The sequence below is a fragment of the Bacillus safensis genome (genome assembly GCF_039619585.1).
GTDB classification, from domain to species: domain Bacteria; phylum Bacillota; class Bacilli; order Bacillales; family Bacillaceae; genus Bacillus; species Bacillus safensis.
In genome coordinates this window covers 1,634,829-1,653,731 of the sequence record NZ_CP154909.1, presented here as the reverse complement: position 1 = coordinate 1,653,731, position 18,903 = coordinate 1,634,829, and the positions used below count along the sequence as shown (strand labels likewise).

The 18,903-nt window shown below is 41.2% G+C and carries 15 protein-coding genes; all 15 read right to left on the bottom strand.

The annotated features are described in order from the left end of the window. Positions 1 to 31: 31 nt before the first annotated feature. Positions 32 to 3,079 carry an efflux RND transporter permease subunit gene (locus AAYR28_RS08365; RefSeq protein ID WP_345808969.1) on the bottom strand — a complete coding sequence of 1,016 codons (3,048 nt, stop codon included), beginning with the start codon at positions 3,077 to 3,079 and terminating at the stop codon, positions 32 to 34. Positions 3,080 to 3,281: 202 nt separating this feature from the next. Then, on the bottom strand, positions 3,282 to 3,542 hold the full coding sequence (gene spoVS, locus AAYR28_RS08360; RefSeq protein WP_003211281.1) for a stage V sporulation protein SpoVS: 261 nt from the start codon (positions 3,540 to 3,542) through the stop codon (positions 3,282 to 3,284). A 202-nt stretch (positions 3,543 to 3,744) separates the two neighbouring features. Next, positions 3,745 to 4,539, bottom strand: coding sequence for a TIGR00282 family metallophosphoesterase (locus AAYR28_RS08355; protein ID WP_098676894.1), 795 nt, complete (start codon positions 4,537 to 4,539; stop codon positions 3,745 to 3,747). A gap of 89 nt (positions 4,540 to 4,628) precedes the next feature. After that, positions 4,629 to 6,191, bottom strand: a complete 1,563-nt coding sequence (rny, locus tag AAYR28_RS08350) for a ribonuclease Y (RefSeq protein WP_003211958.1) — start codon at positions 6,189 to 6,191, stop codon at positions 4,629 to 4,631. A 308-nt stretch (positions 6,192 to 6,499) separates the two neighbouring features. Next, positions 6,500 to 7,543, bottom strand: coding sequence for a recombinase RecA (gene recA / locus AAYR28_RS08345; RefSeq protein ID WP_034281901.1), 1,044 nt, complete (start codon positions 7,541 to 7,543; stop codon positions 6,500 to 6,502). A 177-nt stretch (positions 7,544 to 7,720) separates the two neighbouring features. Next, entirely contained in the window at positions 7,721 to 8,971 is a 1,251-nt protein-coding gene (locus tag AAYR28_RS08340; protein ID WP_041117442.1) for a competence/damage-inducible protein A, read from the bottom strand. Between the two features lie 16 nt (positions 8,972 to 8,987). Further along, positions 8,988 to 9,569: a CDP-diacylglycerol--glycerol-3-phosphate 3-phosphatidyltransferase gene (gene pgsA / locus AAYR28_RS08335; protein ID WP_008358030.1), complete on the bottom strand. Its 582-nt coding sequence runs from the start codon at positions 9,567 to 9,569 to the stop codon at positions 8,988 to 8,990. Positions 9,570 to 9,642: 73 nt separating this feature from the next. Beyond that, entirely contained in the window at positions 9,643 to 10,542 is a 900-nt protein-coding gene (locus AAYR28_RS08330) for a helix-turn-helix domain-containing protein (RefSeq protein WP_120206993.1), read from the bottom strand. A gap of 23 nt (positions 10,543 to 10,565) precedes the next feature. Next, on the bottom strand, positions 10,566 to 11,357 hold the full coding sequence (locus AAYR28_RS08325) for a DUF3388 domain-containing protein (protein WP_003211480.1): 792 nt from the start codon (positions 11,355 to 11,357) through the stop codon (positions 10,566 to 10,568). A 131-nt stretch (positions 11,358 to 11,488) separates the two neighbouring features. Beyond that, positions 11,489 to 11,746, bottom strand: a complete 258-nt coding sequence (locus AAYR28_RS08320; protein WP_041109118.1) for a DUF3243 domain-containing protein — start codon at positions 11,744 to 11,746, stop codon at positions 11,489 to 11,491. Positions 11,747 to 11,819: 73 nt separating this feature from the next. Next, on the bottom strand, positions 11,820 to 12,551 hold the full coding sequence (gene ymfI, locus AAYR28_RS08315) for an elongation factor P 5-aminopentanone reductase (RefSeq protein ID WP_345808968.1): 732 nt from the start codon (positions 12,549 to 12,551) through the stop codon (positions 11,820 to 11,822). A gap of 28 nt (positions 12,552 to 12,579) precedes the next feature. Next, positions 12,580 to 15,699: an MMPL family transporter gene (locus AAYR28_RS08310; RefSeq protein WP_345808967.1), complete on the bottom strand. Its 3,120-nt coding sequence runs from the start codon at positions 15,697 to 15,699 to the stop codon at positions 12,580 to 12,582. Continuing rightward, positions 15,677 to 16,153, bottom strand: a complete 477-nt coding sequence (locus AAYR28_RS08305; RefSeq protein WP_046311014.1) for a MarR family winged helix-turn-helix transcriptional regulator — start codon at positions 16,151 to 16,153, stop codon at positions 15,677 to 15,679. Before AAYR28_RS08305 ends, AAYR28_RS08310 begins: the two co-directional genes overlap by 23 nt. 151 nt (positions 16,154 to 16,304) lie before the next feature. Beyond that, complete coding sequence (gene yfmH / locus AAYR28_RS08300; protein WP_025092606.1) at positions 16,305 to 17,597, bottom strand: EF-P 5-aminopentanol modification-associated protein YfmH; 1,293 nt, start codon at positions 17,595 to 17,597, stop codon at positions 16,305 to 16,307. After that, positions 17,594 to 18,874 carry an EF-P 5-aminopentanol modification-associated protein YfmF gene (gene yfmF, locus AAYR28_RS08295; protein WP_120206995.1) on the bottom strand — a complete coding sequence of 427 codons (1,281 nt, stop codon included), beginning with the start codon at positions 18,872 to 18,874 and terminating at the stop codon, positions 17,594 to 17,596. The genes yfmH and yfmF overlap by 4 nt, the downstream gene beginning before the upstream one ends. Positions 18,875 to 18,903 lie beyond the last annotated feature (29 nt).

Here is an 18,903-nt window from a genome sequence, read left to right as displayed (position 1 = left end):
TCTCCTTTCGATCGGAGATTTGCTTTCCTCGTCAGCGTTTCTTTGAAACGGCAACATATAGGGCTGGCACAATGAATAATGTCAGAATTGTTGAGAAAAACACACCTGATACAATGCAGATTGCCAGCGGCTTAAAGAGTGGATCATGACTTAATGCAACAGGCATTAGTGCAACAAGTGCCGTAAATGCTGTTAAGAGAATCGGCTTCATCCTTGCTCTTCCTGCTTCAATGACAGCTGTCTGTTGATCAAACCCTTGCTTGCGCCGCTGCTCAATAAATTCGAAGAGGACGACCGCATTTCGGACGACAATACCAGCCAATGAGACAATTCCCATTGTTGCCATAAAGCTGAATGGTGTTTGTGTAACAAATAGTCCGATAATGGCTCCTGATACGGCTAAGTAAACCGTTCCTAGAACTAACAGCGGAAGCATCAATGAATTGAACTGGAATGCGATGGTCACATAAATGAGCAGCAAGACAACTGCAAATAAGAGGCTAATTTCAATAAAGAACTGGGTCTGATTTTCATTTTCTCCACCTTGTGAAATGGTCAAATCCTTCGCTGCAGAACTTTTTCCTACTTGATTGACGACTTCTTTCATATCGTCTTTAAACGAATCTGATGCACCGGGATACGCCTTCAGCGTAATGGTCGGCACTCCATTTTCATGTGGAATGCTTTCGTACTGCTCTGTTTCTTTTTCTTTTACATATCGGCTAAGCGGCTCAAGTTGAGGCATACCGCCTTCATTTGTCTTCACAGGCACATTCATTTCTTTTAGCTTTAAACCATTTTGATGTGTGCCTGTATCCTGTTTCACCACTAAATCGATATCATTTGTTCCTTGTTGAAAGGTACCTAATGGAATCCCTTCTGTCACAAGACCAAGCTGTCTGCTGACAAATTGAGCACTGAGCCCATCCTCTGCCATTCGCTCGCGGTTTAATTCAAAGGAGATCGTTTTCACCGGCTGATTGACATCGTCCGTAATCAAGCTTGCCCCTTTGTCTTTCATTTCATTTGTCAGCGTTTCTTTGACATCAATGAGCTTTGAAAAAGATTCACCCGCAACCGTTACTGTCACTGGTGCTCCAGCTGGCGGCCCTTGAACAATGGTTTTCATAAAGATTTCTGCCTCATTGAATTTCTCTCGCAAAGGCTCAGTCATACGATCTATCAATGCCTTACTAGTTATCTGATCATTGTCTACTCTCACAACAACTTGACCGGTGTGGTCACTTGCATTTGAAATACTTTCATTAAACAGGTTCGGCACACCGCCGCCTGCAAAAATCGCCGTTTCTTCAATGCCTTTTTGCCGTTTGATCTCTTGTTCTATTTTCTTTAGTGTTTCATTTGTTTTGTCTAGTGTTGTTTCACTTGGAAGTGTGACAGTGACGACCACTTCTTTCTTATTCGCCGCAGGGAAAAATTCAAATGGTGTGACGAAAATAAGTAAAAAAGCAAGCGTTGCAACGAGCAAACCACTTAGTCCAATAACGAGCGGCCGCTTCACAATGTTTGTCAGCACACGGTCTGCATAGAAATCAGCCAGCCTTTTTAATGGTTTCCCTAGGAATCCCGGCTCTTTTTGACTGTTTTTGTTCTTTCTTTTCCGGTTGTTCACAGTATATTGATAGACCGGTACAAGTGTCAGAGAAATCACCATGGATGCAAGCACAGTCGTAACTAGAACAGACGGTAATGCCCGAATAAATGAACCGTTTGCACCTGATAGGAAAACAAGCGGCAGGAAGGCAAATACAACAGCTAGTGTTGATGTCAAAATGGATCCTGCGACTTCTTTCACTCCTGCAATTGTTCCTTTAAGCGGACTTTCGTATTTTTTCATTTGTCTTAAAATATTATCATTGACGACAATGGCATCATCGACAAGTATCCCTAAGGCAATAATAAAGCCGATGATCGAAATTTGATTGAGGTCCACTTGTAAAAATGGCAGCGGAATCGTTCCAATTGTAATCGATAGCGGAATGGCTAGTGAAACGATAAACGCCCCGCCAATCGTGAGTCCAAGTGTGGTAACAATTATGACAGCAATGACCGCAACAATGGCTTCTTTTATTAAATCATTGAAAATGGTATCCACTTCACTTTTTTGTGAATAGTAGTCTACCCACTCCACCCCATTTGGCAGCTGCTTTTCTTTCTCAATGACATCACTGACTTTGTCATACATTTTAGGAATATCAAGCCCTGGTTTAATATTCACAGTAAATGAATAAGCGGGCTTTCCGTTATACGACACAATATCACTTTTCTGTTTTTCAACTTCTTTTAAACTGCCAAGCTGACTAATTGTGACCGGCTCTCTTTTCGTTTTAGAAAAAAGCTCAATCTTTTTAACCTGATCTAAGCGGTCATATGTATCGATGGACAGCTTCACCTTCTCTTTGCCTGCCCGAATATCGCCTAGTGGAGATGTGTCAAATTCCTGATTGATGGCATTTGTGACATCAGTTACATTGAGCCCTTCACCCTCCAGCTTGTTTGAATCTAAGTTTAATATCGCTTGTTTGTCATTGAAGCCTTTGATAACGACACTGTCTACCCCTTTGATGTCCTCCACTTTTTCCTTCAATGCACGCAGCGATTTCTGACTCTTTGCTAAGTCCGATGATTCACTCGACACAATCATATAAGAACCAACCGGCACGCTGCCAAATTCATCCTTTACTTCCGGCTCCATCACCCCATCAGGAAAAGACGACGCAGCACTTGTGGTTTCATTCTTAATTTGACTTGCCGTCTTTTGAAAGTCGGCTTGGTACTCAATTTCAATCACAATATTTGAGAAACCAATGGCTGAAACCGAGCTCGTTTTCTCTACACCATTGATATCTGATAGAGCTGATTCCAGCTTATTGGTGACATCTCTTTCCACCTGTTTTGCATCTGCACCAGGAAAAACGGTAGAAATCGTGACGAGATTCGCCTCGAATTCTGGCAGTTCTCGTTTAGGAAGCTGCGCGAATAAATAGCCGCCAGCAATGAGAACGATAAAAAATAAAATAAAAACTAGCTTTCCTCTTTTCAAAAAAGCTTCGAACATTATTTCACCTACTTAAATATTTATTTTTGATGAAGTAAATTCAACTTAATCTTAATTTATCATCATGGTGAAAAAATGCAAGCTCTAATATGTCATTTTTATCTATTTCACGAACTGAATATGTTATATAAGAAATGTATAGCGGTAAACAAAAACAACCTGCTTACATGATGTAAGCAGGTTGAAAATAATAAAATTAGAATTATCGTGGCTCAACAATCAATTTGATGGCTGTTCTTTCTTCTCCATCGATCAGAATGTCAGTAAAGGCTGGAATGCATATCAAATCCACTCCGCTTGGCGCGACAAATCCCCTTGCAATGGCGACAGCCTTAACCGCCTGATTCAGTGCTCCAGCGCCGATTGCTTGTATTTCCGCTGCACCGCGTTCACGTAAAACGCCGGCTAATGCTCCTGCTACTGAATTCGGATTTGACTTTGCTGAAACTTTTAAAATTTCCATTTCTGCTCCCCCTTAAATTTACAATGGATAAGTGAGTGTTCATTAGAACAATCTTTGTTAGATGATGCTATTTTTTTGAAAATCCATCCCCAAAATGTTTTTCAAAAATAGCAGGCTACCTACCATTTTTACTATATTCACGATAGAGGTCGCATATTCCTTCTTTCTGATTAATATTTTTCTGAAATAAATATGTGAACATTTATTCAAAGAAAATATGGTCATCATTTATCAAAATTCGATCAATTTTGACAGCTTTTTTCGACTGTTCGTCAATTTCTACGATCACTGCACTTAACGTCGTGCGGCCTTCTGCAATTTCAAAACGAACTGGGAGACTTGTTTTGAATCGTTTAATGATCGTTTCTCGGTCAACACCTAAAATGCCATCATAAGGTCCTGTCATCCCGACATCTGAAATATACGCAGTTCCTTTAGGCAATACGCGGTTATCTGCTGTTTGAACATGTGTATGCGTTCCAACGACACATGATGCACGGCCGTCTGTATACCAGCCCATCGCCTGCTTTTCACTTGTGGCTTCACCATGAAAATCAATAAAAATAAACGGTGTCCGTTTGGATGCTTCCGCAATTAATTCATCTATTTTTTGAAATGGGCAGTCAATTGGCGGTAAAAACGTACGTCCTTGCAGGTTGATGACAGCCAGTTCTTTTCCTTGTTTTTTAATAAACGTGAGACCTTTTCCAGGTGTGCCTTCCGGGAAGTTAGCAGGACGGACCATATTGGCTGCGTCATCGATGAAATCGAAAATGTCTCTTTTATCCCATGTATGGTTGCCCATTGTAAGCACATCAGCTCCTGCTTGCAGCAGCTCATGATAGATTTTTTCAGTCAGACCTTTCCCGTGAGCAGCATTTTCTCCGTTGACAATAGTAAAGTGCGGCTGATATTTTTTCTTCAGCTTTGGCAAGTATTCTTTCAGTGTGTCTCTGCCAGGTGAACCGACGATATCTCCAACAAATAATATTTTCATGCGCTTTGAACCCTTTCTCTTTTAGAATGATCTTCTTATCAGTGTTGCATATTTACACAAAAAAATAAAGCGGCGCTAAGCGCACCGCTCTATTTTGCATACTCTACTGCGCGAGTTTCTCGAATGACTGTCACTTTAATGTGACCAGGGTAATCGAGCTCGTCCTCAATTCGCTTACGAATATCCCTTGCTAGACGGTGAGCTTCAAGATCATTAATTGAATCTGGCTTCACCATAATACGTACTTCACGTCCAGCCTGTATCGCAAACGATTTTTCAACACCTTCATAAGATTCAGAGATATCTTCTAATTTCTCAAGTCTCCGAATGTAATTTTCAAGTGTCTCACTTCTTGCACCAGGGCGTGCTGCAGATAATGCATCAGCTGCCGCAACAAGAACAGCGATAATAGATGTCGGTTCTTGGTCACCGTGGTGAGAGGCAATACTGTTGATGACAACAGGATGCTCTTTATATTTCGTCGCAAGCTCAACGCCAATTTCTACGTGGCTTCCTTCTACTTCATGATCAATGGCTTTTCCAATGTCATGCAGAAGACCTGCTCGTTTTGCAAGCTTTGCATCTTCTCCAAGCTCTGAAGCCATGAGACCTGCAAGATGTGCAACCTCAATTGAATGCTTCAGGACATTTTGTCCATAACTTGTACGGAATTTTAAGCGGCCGAGAATTTTGATCAGATCCGGATGCAGACCGTGAACTCCGACTTCGAATGTCGTTTGTTCACCCATCTCACGGATATAATCATCGACTTCACGGCGTGATTTTTCCACCATTTCTTCAATTCGTGCAGGATGAATGCGGCCATCCTGGACTAGCTTGTCCAGAGCTATCCTCGCTGTTTCACGTCTAATCGGATCAAAGCCCGATAGTATAACAGCTTCAGGTGTATCATCTATGATCAAGTCAATACCTGTTAACGTTTCTAACGTACGGATATTTCGTCCTTCACGTCCGATAATACGACCTTTCATCTCATCATTTGGAAGATTGACTACAGATACCGTTGTTTCAGCCACATGATCAGCTGCACAACGCTGTAACGCAAGTGAAAGAATGTTTTTCGCCTTTTTGTCAGCCTCTTCTTTCGCTCGGTTTTCAGATTCTTTCGTCATGACTGCAATGTCGTGGGAAAGCTCATTTTCAACTTGATCCAGAATGATTTGTTTCGCTTCATCTCGAGTTAGACTTGAAATACGTTCCAACTCGGCTTTCTGCAAACGAATCATATCATCCACTTTGCTTTCCATCTCTTCAATATGTTGTTGTCGTTCATTCAGAGAATGATCTCTCTTCTCCAACAGGGACTCCCGTTTATCTAAAGATTCGTCTTTGCGATCAAGATTTTCCTCTTTTTGAAGTAAACGGTTTTCTTGTCTTTGAAGCTCATTTCGTCTTTCACGAACTTCTTGCTCCGCCTCTACACGAAACGAATGAATTTCATCTTTCGCTTCCAAGAGCGCTTCTTTCTTCAATGCTTCCGCATCACGCTTTGCATCCTCAACAATTTGTTCGGCCATGTTTCTTGCGCCGGATATTTTTGCTTCTGCAATGGTTTTACGAACAAAGTAGCCAACAACTAAACAGATTAGGCTCAGCAAAATGGAGATGATCGTAAACATCGTAGGCGACATATTTTCACCTCCTCTTGCTATGAACTTGGTTTTACAAATAAAGTGTCGGCATGTACATTGTTTTGTGTCTCAACATACAGGGCCTTCACAGGGAATGAGATCCTCACTGCCCTTGTCAAGTTTAAATTAGTTATCAATCATGTTAAGAAAAACAAGTGATACATTCCCATTGTAATTGTGTCGGAAATACTTGTCAAGCTAGTCAGACTGAGGCGTAAGTCGTTATTTCAAGCAAAGACAGAACTTTTGACCTGCCAGCTGTCATGTAAATGTAAAAAAAAGACGCTTTTCAGCGTCTTTTAGTCTTTTTAGTCATTAAATTCCAATTCTTCTTGTCCTTCTTCTTCAGCTGCTTTCACTCCGTTTGTATCCAAACCGTAGTGTTCGCGAATTTGCTCCTGGATCATCAGCATGATATCTTTATTTTCTTTTAGGAACTGTTTCGCATTTTCACGGCCTTGTCCAAGACGTTCCTCTTGGTAAGAATACCAGGCACCGCTCTTTTGTACGATATCCAGCTCGCTTCCAAGGTCGATGATTTCTCCCTCTTTTGAGATCCCTTCACCGTACATAATATCTACTTCGGCAATACGGAATGGAGGTGCTACTTTGTTTTTGACCACTTTAATTCTCGTTTTATTCCCCATAATGTCATTGCCTTGTTTCAGCTGTTCAGCACGGCGCACTTCTAAACGAACAGACGAATAGAACTTCAGCGCACGTCCACCAGGCGTTGTTTCAGGGTTACCAAACATGACACCAACTTTTTCACGAATTTGGTTGATAAAGATGGCAATTGTTTTTGATTTGTTGATGGCACCTGATAGTTTACGGAGCGCTTGGGACATCAAACGTGCTTGAAGACCAACGTGTGAATCACCCATGTCTCCTTCAATCTCTGCTTTTGGTACAAGAGCAGCTACAGAGTCAATAACAACAATATCAACTGCCCCGCTTCGGACAAGAGCTTCTGCAATTTCAAGTGCTTGCTCTCCTGTATCCGGCTGAGAAAGTAACAGTTCATCAATGTTGACACCTAGTTTTTGAGCGTAAACTGGATCGAGTGCATGCTCTGCATCAATAAATGCAGCTTGTCCTCCCTGCTGCTGAACTTCAGCAATGGCATGAAGGGCTACTGTCGTTTTACCAGAACTCTCTGGACCATATACTTCGATAATACGGCCGCGGGGATATCCGCCTATTCCAAGCGCAGTATCAAGTGCTAACGAACCACTAGGTACTGTTGAAATACGTGTATCTGTTTGCTCTCCTAGTTTCATAATAGAGCCTTTACCAAACTGTTTTTCTATTTGTTTAAGAGCCATATCTAAGGCTGCTTGACGATCACTCATTCTATTGTTTCCTCCTTTATCAATTCCACTATCTATACTATACCTTGTTTTACGTCATTTGCCAAGAAAAAAACGAACACATATTCGATTTTTTCTTGGCAGATTTTTTAAGAAAAGAGTATTTTCTATTAGAAAAAACGCTCTTTTATAAAGGAGTAAACCTAACAAAAAACAAAATTAACTCTCTTTTAATAAGTTGAGTAAGTGATGCAGACCATATTTCACAGCACGCTTTCGAATGCCCGACCGGCTGCCTGTAAACATCCATTCAAACACGTCCGTCTGGTCTTTCGTAGATAGTCCAATGAACACTTTTCCAACAGGCTGACCCTCTTGGGTATCAGGCCCTGCTACACCCGTAAAGCTAATGCCAATATCACTTCCGGTCAGCTTTCTAACTCCTTCAGCAAGCTCTAAAGCACACTCTTTGCTGACAGCACCATGAGAAGACAATGTTTCCTCCCGGCAGCCAAGTACCTGCTGCTTGACTTGGTTTGTATAACAAACCACACTTCCGTTCAAAATGGATGATGCTCCTTCGAGATCTGTCAGCCATTCGGAGAACATTCCGCCAGTCAGGCTTTCTGCTGCTGCTACTGTTTTTCCGTGCTCGTGCAAGGCTTTGGATGCTTCGCGGACAAGTGATGTATCCCCATATCCGTAGAAGTACTCACCTACCCGCGCCAAAATTTGCGCTTCTGTTTCTTTTAACAGACGCTCTGTTTCTTTTTCATCCTCATGCTTAGCAGTCAGCCTTAGCGTCACTTCACCGTCAGATGCGAGTGGTGCAATTGTCGGATTCGTTTGAGCGTCAATTAAATCTTCTAGGTCTGTTTCAAGCTGCGATTCACCGATTCCGAAGAAGCGCAGAACAACAGACACGATCTTTTCCTTTAAGCCAAGCTTCTCAGAAATCAGCGGCTTTGCCTCGTTTTCAAACATCGGGTGCAATTCACTTGGCGGTCCAGGAAGAAGCATATAAAACGTATCGTCTTCTTGAACAAACATACCCGGGGCCATCCCGAAACGGTTCACGAGCACATCAGACCCTTCTAGAACGAGTGCCTGCTTACGGTTGTTCGGTGACATAACGCGTCCGGTCTTTAGAAAGTAGTCTTGAATCGATTCAAATGCTTCTTCATTTAGTACAAGCTCTTTCCCAAGCGAGCTCGCAATGGTTTCTTTTGTTAAGTCATCTTTGGTTGGTCCAAGACCACCTGAGAAGATAATAAAATTAGATCTTTCCTGCGCCACCTGAATGGCCTGTTTTAAACGCTCTGGATTGTCACCAACTGCTGTATGGTAATAAACATTCACACCAATTTCGGCTAGTTGTTTGCTGATGAATTGTGCATTCGTATTCGTAATTTGCCCAAGCAATAGTTCGGAACCGACTGCAATAATTTCTGCTTTTCTCTCTGACTTCAAAGCGTACACGTCCTTTTTAGTTAGAATTCTTTAAAGCTTCCCAGTTTTTTGCAAAGTAATCCCAGCCTGAGACAACAGTGAAGAACACCGCTACCCACATCGCTAGATCACCAAACGGGAATGACACAAGTTCAAACGGCAGGTTATGCAGTAAAAGTGCTGAAATCGCAATGATCTGCGCCCATGTCTTCACCTTTCCAAGCATATTCGCTGCCACTACTTCACCGCCTCCGGCTAATACAAGCCTTAGACCAGTTACAGCAAATTCACGGCTGATGATCACAATCGCCATCCATGCCGGTGTGAGGTTGTATTGAACAAGTATAATTAAAGCAGCTGAAACAAGCAATTTATCTGCAAGCGGATCTAAAAATTTACCAAAGTTCGTCACCAAATTAAGCTTACGTGCGTAGTATCCATCAATCCAGTCAGTTGTTGAAGCGACGATAAACAAGATCGCTCCAACAAGGTGCGTCACTTCGATGCTGACGTCGCCAAAGCGTGCAACACCCCAATCTAGCGGTGCAAGCATAATGATCATAAAAACAGGGATCAAGGCGATCCTAGAAAGGGTTATTTTATTCGGTAAGTTAAACATGAAATCCAATCCTCCAATAATGCAATTTTTTATGTATATAATAGTAGGAACAAAAGAAAAGTCATCTACTTGCTTAAGATGACTTTTCCTTTCCTTTATTCACAATCACAATGTTTTGTGTCATGGTGTTCTTAGGGTCTAATTCGTACTTAAGTGTCTCGTCATTTACCTTGATATTAATTCCAGACGCATTGCCTAGACGGATATCGACCTGAGAAAGATCAGACAGGTCTGTTTTAAACGATTCGCCATCTTTTAGTTCACCCATCTTCAGCACTTTTCCAGATTCGTCTCTTACGCGCAGCCATGAAGCTTGCGAGGCAGAAATTTTTAACTCCATTTCGTCTGCACCTGATACTTCATACGTTGTTGTCGAGCCTTCTGTATTCGTCGCCTTTAAAGATACAGTTTCATCGTCTTTTGATGAATCATCTTTTTTAGATGATTTTTCTTTATCATCTGACGAAGCTTTTTCTTTTTTCTTTTGATCTTTTGCAAGAGATGAATCCTCAGATACTTCATATTTAGATTCTGATTGCTGAGGGGCCGCCTGATTATTCTTCTGTCCGCTATCATGATTGACCGCCTGCACGATCACATAAATGATGGCGATGACCACAATGATGCCTCCAATAATTAAAATTGTCGGCAATAGTTCAAGCACTTTCGAGGCAGGCTTTGGCAGCTCTCTTTGCGGCTTAATATTCGATAATTTATCAGATACTTCATCGTTATACGTGCTTGGAACATCTTTACGAAATTCTTCGAACAATTGTTCAGGATTCAGTCCAACGGCTTCGGCATATTGTTTAATAAACGCTCTGACGTAAAATTTACCTGGAATAATATCATAGTTTCCTTGTTCGATTGCTAGCAAATAGCGCTTTTGGATCTTGGTAGCCGCCATCAGATCCTCCAGCGACATCCCTTTTTCCTCTCTGGCCTCAACGAGCCGTTTTCCCAATTCAGTCAAAACAAACACCTACCATTACCATATTAAAAATCGAAGCCGGAAAAACCAGAATGATCAAACACTTGTGGTTCTTCAGCGTGTTCATATGTAATCTCTTCGTCTGCGCTATTCCGCAATTCAATGATATAGTCGAAATCATCCATTGTATATTCTGAATTTTGAATAAAGATGTCTGGATGCTCGACCACCTTCGTTGCCGGCAGTCTCATAATTTCCCTTAAAAGCTGCAAATGCTTCTCAGAACCTCTTCTTGTCGACACAATCCCATCAATAATAAAGACGTTATCTGGGCTGTATTCATCTGCGATCAGCTGACTTCGGATCGTCTGTTTCAAAAGAGTTGATGATACAAACAGCCATCTCTTGCTTGCACAAACACTTGAAGCCACAATTGATTCTGTTTTTCCGACACGCGGCATTCCGCGAATCCCAATCAATTTATGTCCTTCTTTTTTAAAGAGTTCAGCCATAAAATCAACAAGAAGACCGAGCTCGTCTCTTTCAAAACGGAACGTCTTTTTGTCATCCGCATCACGCTGTATGTATCTCCCATGACGAACAGCTAAGCGGTCACGAAGCTTCGGCTGTCTTAATTTCGTTACTTTTATCGTTTCCATTGTATTTAAAATTGATTCAAGCCGCTTAATTTGATCTGTGTGGTCACAGCGTAAAAGCATTCCGCGTCTTGATACATCAACACCATTGATTGTCACAATATTAATTGAAAGCATCCCCATTAGAGAAGAAATGTCTCCTAAAAGTCCGGGACGGTTTACCTGTATCTCATATTCAAAATACCATTCGAGCTTTGCCAAATGATATTACCCCCTTCATTGTGGCAAATTTTTACCTTCCTTTATCATAAAGCATTTTCACATTTTTAGAAAGCACAATGTTGTGAAACGGTTAAAATAAAAAGAGAGGCACAAACGACCTCTCTTTTTGTTTAGTGCGAGCTATTATTTTCAACCAGCTTGACCATCATATTTGCAATGGCACGCTGCTCATCTTCTGATGCAACGCTCCAAAGGTCAGCAAGTACTCTTTCCTGCTCGTTCTTTGCCTCAACTTCGTTAGCTAGATATCCGCCAATTTCATACGCAAGGTTATTGATGGTCTCACCTTCTAAACCTTTATCCTGCGCATGATTTAAGCGATCACCTAAAAAGTTTTTCCAATGGTCCCAGTTCTCAAGTACAGACATGTCGATTCCTCCATTCGAAAAGATGAATTACAGCCATAGCTTTTGTCATGGAGAGACGAATTATACACGTTTTTTAACAGTACCAGCCGCCATTGACAGATAAAATTTGACCTGTGATATAACTTGACTGTTTTGAGGCGAGAAACCAAATGACATCTGCAACCTCCTCAGGGGATGCAAGCCGGCCAAGCGGAATTTCTTCTTCCAGCATTGTGATGTCTTCCTGCGTAAAACGATTCATCATGTCAGTTTTGACAGCACCTGGCGAGACAGCATTTGCTCTAATTCCACTTGGAGCAAGCTCTTTTGCTAATCCTTTTATAAATGCATTTTGCGCACCTTTGACCATGCTGTACAGCACTTCACACGATGCTCCCGTTTCTCCCCATATCGAGCTGACCGCAATGATATGGCCTGCTTTCTTTTGAATCATAGCGGGTAAAAGGGATTGGGTAAGCTCATATGGACTTGTGACATGAAGCTGCACCATACTGGCTAATACGTCTTTTTCTGTGTCTGTCACCAATCCGACATGGCTCCTGCCGCTATTTAAAACAAGAATATCTGGACAGAGCGGCAGACGGCTGACAAGCTCATCTGCTCCGCCCGTTTTAGATAAATCTGCTTGAACGACATGCGTTTGAATGGAATATACCTCATCCAAATGAGCGGCGAGGCGCACAGCTGCCTGTTCATTTTTATAATAATGGAGCATCACATGGCAGCCTACTTGGGCAAGCTTTTTCGCTGCTGCCTGCCCAATCCCGCCACTGGCACCTGTTATCAGCGCCCAACGACTCGTCACATTGATTCCTTCTTTCTATATAGAATACCTATTCTTTTCGTTTAAATGGGAACCAGTTGGCTGATCCGAACAATTTCACCATCACAGGTACGAATAATGGTAGCACAACGAGTGCGTACAGTAAAAGTCCTGTGAGGACAAGTGTTGCAATCTGCAAGAGAGACAGCACACCGGATGGAAGCATGGCGGCAAATGTTCCTGCCAAAATAACAGCAGCAGACATAATGACAGATCCCATATTTTTCATTGATTCAGTCATGGCAAACTGAATGTCTTTTGTTTTATATTCATTGAACCGCTCCATTAAGAAAATCGAATAATCGACTCCGAGCGCCATTAGTATGACAAATCCAAAGAATGGCACAGCCCAGTTAATGCCTGGATACCCGAAGAAATGGGTGAAAATAAATTCAGTTACACCGATTGCGGTAAAGTAAGTCAATATGAGTGAACCTACCAAGTAAAGCGGCATGACAAGCGAACGGAACAAAATCACCAAAATAAGGAAAATACCAATCATCATGTAAAGAACTGTCTTATTGAAATCTTGGTCTGACAGCTGTTTTAGATCAGCGTTCATACTTGATACACCTGAGACGCCAAATGACGCATCTTTTAGGTTTGTTTCAGGAAGTGCCCGCTCAACAGAAGCTTCCACTTGTTTAATCGTCGACAAAGCGTCATTTCCATATGGATTTTTCTCTAAAATGACATCAAGCTTTGTCATCTTGCGATCATCTGACATGTATGAATCAAATACTTGCTTGAATGCTTTATTTTTTAAGACGTCTTTTGGAATAAACCAGCCGGCCATATCTTGATCTGGTGCATTTTTCAGTTCGTCTAAGTAGTCACCTGCACCCATTAAGCCGCTTGAAATTTTCTCCAGTCCTTTCACACTTTTGTTCAGACCGTCTGTCAGCTTGGTCAGGTTATCCCCAAAGCCGCCAATCTTTTCTTTCATTTGCTTTTGGCCATTCATGATGTCGCCCGCTCCATTTGCAAGCTTTGGCATATTATCAGCTAATTGTCCTTGACCTTTAGACGTTTGATCCAGTCCATTTTCAACTGCATCTAAGCCAGCAATGAGTTCATCGATTTGATTTGTCAAGACTTTTTGCTGCTCAGAAGCTTTTGCGATAAAGGCATCAACTGCTTCAAGCTGCTTTCTAGCTTCTTTCGCTTGTTTGGCATAGCTGTCTGCCTGTTTCGCCCCTTCTTGCAAAGTCGCAGAAAGTTCATTGTACGAAGCTTTAATCGCTTGATACGATTGATTTTCTTTTACCTGCGGGATTTGCTTTTCAAGGGTACTAAATTGTGTATTTGCTTGTTTGATTAACGCTTTTACATCTGCTGCGGCAGAGGATGACGTATCCACTTGCGCTAATGCTGCCTTTAATTCTTTGGAAATGCTTTTATACAGTGAAACTTGCTGATTCACTTGTGCGACTTGAGCCATTAATTCCTTTTTTGCACCTTTGATTTCATCTTTAATGGCTGCTACACCTTTTTTATTTTGGTCGATGCCGTTTTGCAATTTTCTTAAGGATTTTTCAACATTTTGAATCCCTGTTTGCACAGATTCTGTACCAGAAATCAATTTGTTAATGCCTTTTCCTGATGATTTGATTTGCGGCGTTTGATCCTCAATGGATTGACTCATTGTCGTCAGTGCATCTTGGATGTTTTTCAAGCCTTCATTGCTTTTATCAAGTCCTGTGTTCAGTTCTTTGGCTTGTGATTTTACGTACAGATCACTCAGCCCTTTACCGACAGGACGGGTGGCACTTCTGACTTTGCTGACGCCATCTGTTTGTTCAATTGCACGGCTGAGTTTTTCAATGGCAATCAGCCCTTCATTATTGTCTAAAACATCAGATGATTTCACGACCACTGTTGCCGGGAGTGCTTCACCCGGTCCAAACTTTTCAGAAATAGTATTGAATGCGTTAACTGATTCGTATTTATTACCAATTTCATCTAAGCTGTTATAAGAAAGAGTTCCTTTATACATGAGAATTGGCGGAAGCGTAATGATTCCTACAATTAATAAACTGAAAAGCGGTTTCTTAAATGAAAAACGGCCTGCTGTTTCCCACATTTTTGACTGCGGGTGGGCAATATCGCCTTTAATCGGCCAAAATAACACCTTTCCTAAAACTGCCATAAAGAACGGCACAATCGTGAGAAGAGCCACAATGAGCACAGCAACCCCAACTGCTACTGCTACTGCTGATTTATAAAGCTGGAATTGTGCCAAGCCAATACATGTAAAACCGATCAGAACCGCAATTCCGCTGAATAAGACGGTCTTTCCTGCTGTTTTATACGTAATCAGAATCGCCTCAATTTTATCTTTACCGTGTGCGATCTCTTCCTTAAAGCGGCTGAGAAGCAGTATGCAGTAGTCCGTTCCAATTCCAAACATGATCGCGACCATAAAGATCTGAGTAAAGGTCGAGAGCGGAAAGTCTACATATTTCACTAAATAAGCTACGATTGATTGACTCACCAAGTAAGACAGTGCCACTGCGACTAACGGAACGAAAGGCGCCACAGCTGACCTAAAGACAAGAATAAGGACAACGAGAATAAACCCAATCGTAATGAATTCTGTTTTCTTCAGGCCTTCCTGCGAACTTGTAATAACATCATCATCAATTAACGGCTGCCCTGTCATTTCAAATTTCAGATTTAAGCTTTTCAGCTTTTCATTGACTCTTTCTTTAAAATCGGACGCTTTGATTTTGTTTGAGTCATATGTAACTGGAACAAGGAGTGTCGTTTGATCTTTAGAGAGCATTTGTTTTTTGATATCTTTATTGGCTTCAAAGTAAGAAGTAATGTCCTCTATGTGGAGATCTTGATCCTTTTCTAAAATATCCATTGCCTTTTTTAAAGATGTTTCTCTTTCTTTCACAATGTTCTTTTCTTGAAAGACAATGACGATTGATTTTTCTGTATCGCCGTTTTCAGACATTTTCTTTAATAACTGATTGGCATATGAGGACGGATAGCCGTCTGGTACAGAAATTTGCCCCTTTTCTTTTGTTAATTGCGCCATATTAGGAGCGGTGATGAGTAACACTGCCGCTAATACGACCCACAGGATCGTGATCAGCCATCTACCCTTTATGATTGCTCTCATTAGAACTTTGTGCCTCCTCTTCGATGATCACTTGATAGATCTTTTCATATGTTTGAATAAATGATTCCATTTCTTTTTCTTCAAGCTTTTCAAAATAAGACCGAACTAGGTCTTGAAGCTGCTTTTCCATTCGGCTGACCACTTCTTTGCCCTCTGGCGTGACGTACAGGTGAACATTCCTTCTGTCAGCTTGATCATGTTCACGAAAAATATAGTTTTTCGTAAAAAGACGGTTGGTCATGGATGTTACAGCACTTTTGTTTACATTACATACATAAGCAAGGTCCGTAGATGTACACCCTGGATGTAAATTGATGTATCGAAGCGAGTAATATTGATCAAGTGTCAGCTCTTTATCAAGCTTTTCAGTGATCATACTCGAGACTTTTTTCTCCATCCAGAGATAGACATCTGCATACCTCTGGATGAGCTGGGCAATTTTATTTTGTTCCATACGCTGCTCCTTTTTAGTTTAAGTGTTTAACTATTAAAGAGTTTAACTAATATCCAAAACAAATGTCAATGAATATCCTCGTAAATAAAGCGGCTTTTTCAATGAACATAAAAAAGACAAACTCTGCCGATATGAGTTTGTCTTTTTAAATTTATTTTGTTTTTGGGACGACTTTGAAAACAGACATCCGTTCTTCATCAATTTCTTCATCTAAAATTTGCTGAATATCAGCTAATTGAATTTGTTCCAGCATTGTGACGACATCAAATAAGCTCATGTCTAAGAATGCATATCGAGTAAATTGGTTCGCGATATATTCTGGAGAATTCATGGCTTTTAAAAAGCTGCCGATTTTTTTCTTGCGTGCAAGCTCAATTTTCTCTTCTGTCATGAGGCTTTTTGCTTGAAGAAGGGTTTCTTTTAATACCTTTGCGAGTTGATCAGGATCATTTGTATCCCCGCCAACTGAAGTGAAGCCAAAACCGCCTTCTTCGGTATAATCGTAGCTGAATGTTTCATCAATTAAGCCCTTTTCATACATCTGTTCATATTGTAAGGAGCTTTTGCCAAACAGCGTCTCTAAAATGAGATTCATCCCAAGCTCATGCTTTAGCAGCTGATTTCCTTTTTTATGCGGATTCTTTGTTTTCAAACCGAACATACATTTAGAGCCTTGTACGTTCATTGGAAGTTCGTATTCTTTCCGGTATACACCTTCAGGCTCATTGATGTCTTTTCGTTTGATCTCCGGCTGGTCTGTAAATGGCTTTTTCGCCTGATTCGCTCTGACTTGATCTAAAATTTGCTTCGGATCAACCGGACCGACAACGAATAGAAGCATATTGCTCGGGTGATAGAACGTTTCATAGCATTCATATAAATGATCTTTTGTAATAGGGGCAATGCTCTCTACTGTTCCAGCAATATCTATTCTCACAGGATGCTCTTGATATAAATTTTCAATCAGACCAAAGAATAAACGCCAGTCCGGATTGTCATCATACATGTTAATCTCTTGACCAATGATGCCCTTTTCTTTTTCGACTGTTTTTTCAGTAAAATAAGGCTCTTGAACAAAATCAATGAGTGTCTCAAGGTTTTGTTCGACATTTGAAGTGCTTGAGAACAAATAAGCCGTTCTTGTAAACGTTGTAAAAGCGTTTGCGGATGCTCCTTGTTTACTAAAAGTATGAAACACGTCTCCATCTTCTTTTTCAAACAGCTTATGCTCTAAGAAATGGGCAATTCCGTCAGGCACTCGAATCATGTCTTCTTTTCCAAGCGGCACAAATTCGTTATCGACAGAGCCATATTTTGTTGTAAAGGTCGCATAGGTTTTGTTAAACCCTTGCTTTGGCAGCACATAGACGTCAAGTCCGCTTTCCATTTTTTCGTGATAGACCGTTTCTTGCAGCTGATCGAATTGAATTGTTTTCACTGTCATGAAGCACCCTCCGTTCCTTTAAGAAAATAGGTCGTATCCCATTCGATTTTCTGACCCACTTTGATGATGTCCTCTTTTGTCACTCGGTCTAATGCTTCTAAAAAGGAATCAAGGGTTTCCCCAGTTGGCACAACGGCATGCTGATACAAATATTCTGCTGTTCCATAAGACGTATCGATCGTTTCAAGCAGCTGGTTTTTGACGACTGCTTTTGTTTGATCAATTGCTTCATCTGAAAAATCACCTTTTTGCATCGCTTCAAATTGTTCTTTGATGATGTCCACTGCCTGCTGGTAGTTGCCGACTTCAATTCCTGACATCACCATCATCAAGCCTTTAAAGCTCTCAAGTCTAGACACAGCGTAGTAAGCAAGACTTGCTTTTTCCCGAACATTAATGAAAAGCTTAGAATGCGAGAAACCGCCGAATATGCCATTAAACAAATGCAGTGCCGGATAATCTTTATCTGCAATCGTTGTATGTGTGCGAAAGCCGATATTCAGCTTGCCTTGTTTTACGTCCTCTTCATCAATGACTTCTTTTGGTCCATTTTGAGCTCTTGCTGATTCAGTCTGCTTTTTGACTGGTTCTCTTTCACTTGTTTTAAAGTACTGGGAGACCATTCGGCTGATGTCTTCTTCGTCAACATCTCCGACAACATAAAGATCAAGCTGGTTTGATTGAAGCGCATGCTCATAAGCTTCAAAGAGCGAGTGAGCTGTGATGGCGTCAATGTCTTCCATTTCACCATTGACGTGCAGTGCATATGGTTCTCCTTTACACATTTCCTGCACGAGTCTTAAGTTCGAATAACGCATTTTGTCATCATAAACTGCCTGAATTCGCTGTTTTAAAGTGCGTTTTTCTTGATCCACATATAATTGACTAAACACCCCATCTTCAACATACGGGTGGAATAATAGGTCGGATAGTAAGGAAATCCCTTTTTCTAGTAAAGGAGTTTGATCCTTTAAATATTTTTCATTCGCCATTTCTAGGCGGAAGGTAATGATGTGATTCTCACCTTTTTTTGCCATGTCTGCCGAAACGGTTGCTCCATAGAGCTCATCAAAATAGGCACGCAGTGCTCCTGTTTTGGGCATCTTTTCTGTTCCTCTTAACAGCACATGCGGGAAAAGAGAACGCATGGTGACGTCATCTTTGGATAGCGGTGCAAGCATTTTAAAAAGAATTGTCACGGTTTTGAATTTTTCTGTTTTGACAATATGAGTATGAAGACCGGGTGTGTCCAGTGTCTTCTCTTGTAAGTACGTCATGAGAAACCTCCTTTGTTCATCCTATTTAT

Bases quoted from the DNA above. Each gene is read 5' to 3' on its own strand.
- AAYR28_RS08365 (WP_345808969.1), bottom strand. From the start codon at position 3,079: ATGTTCGAAGCTTTTTTGAAAAGAGGAAAGCTAGTTTTTATTTTATTT.
- spoVS (WP_003211281.1), bottom strand. From the start codon at position 3,542: ATGGAAATTTTAAAAGTTTCAGCAAAGTCAAATCCGAATTCAGTAGCA.
- AAYR28_RS08355 (WP_098676894.1), bottom strand. From the start codon at position 4,539: ATGAAAATATTATTTGTTGGAGATATCGTCGGTTCACCTGGCAGAGAC.
- rny (WP_003211958.1), bottom strand. From the start codon at position 6,191: ATGTCGCCTACGATGTTTACGATCATCTCCATTTTGCTGAGCCTAATC.
- recA (WP_034281901.1), bottom strand. From the start codon at position 7,543: ATGAGTGATCGTCAAGCAGCCTTAGATATGGCTCTTAAACAAATAGAA.
- pgsA (WP_008358030.1), bottom strand. From the start codon at position 9,569: ATGTTTAACTTACCGAATAAAATAACCCTTTCTAGGATCGCCTTGATC.
- AAYR28_RS08320 (WP_041109118.1), bottom strand. From the start codon at position 11,746: ATGTCTGTACTTGAGAACTGGGACCATTGGAAAAACTTTTTAGGTGAT.
- AAYR28_RS08310 (WP_345808967.1), bottom strand. From the start codon at position 15,699: ATGAGAGCAATCATAAAGGGTAGATGGCTGATCACGATCCTGTGGGTC.
- AAYR28_RS08305 (WP_046311014.1), bottom strand. From the start codon at position 16,153: ATGGAACAAAATAAAATTGCCCAGCTCATCCAGAGGTATGCAGATGTC.
- yfmH (WP_025092606.1), bottom strand. From the start codon at position 17,597: ATGACAGTGAAAACAATTCAATTCGATCAGCTGCAAGAAACGGTCTAT.
- yfmF (WP_120206995.1), bottom strand. From the start codon at position 18,874: ATGACGTACTTACAAGAGAAGACACTGGACACACCCGGTCTTCATACT.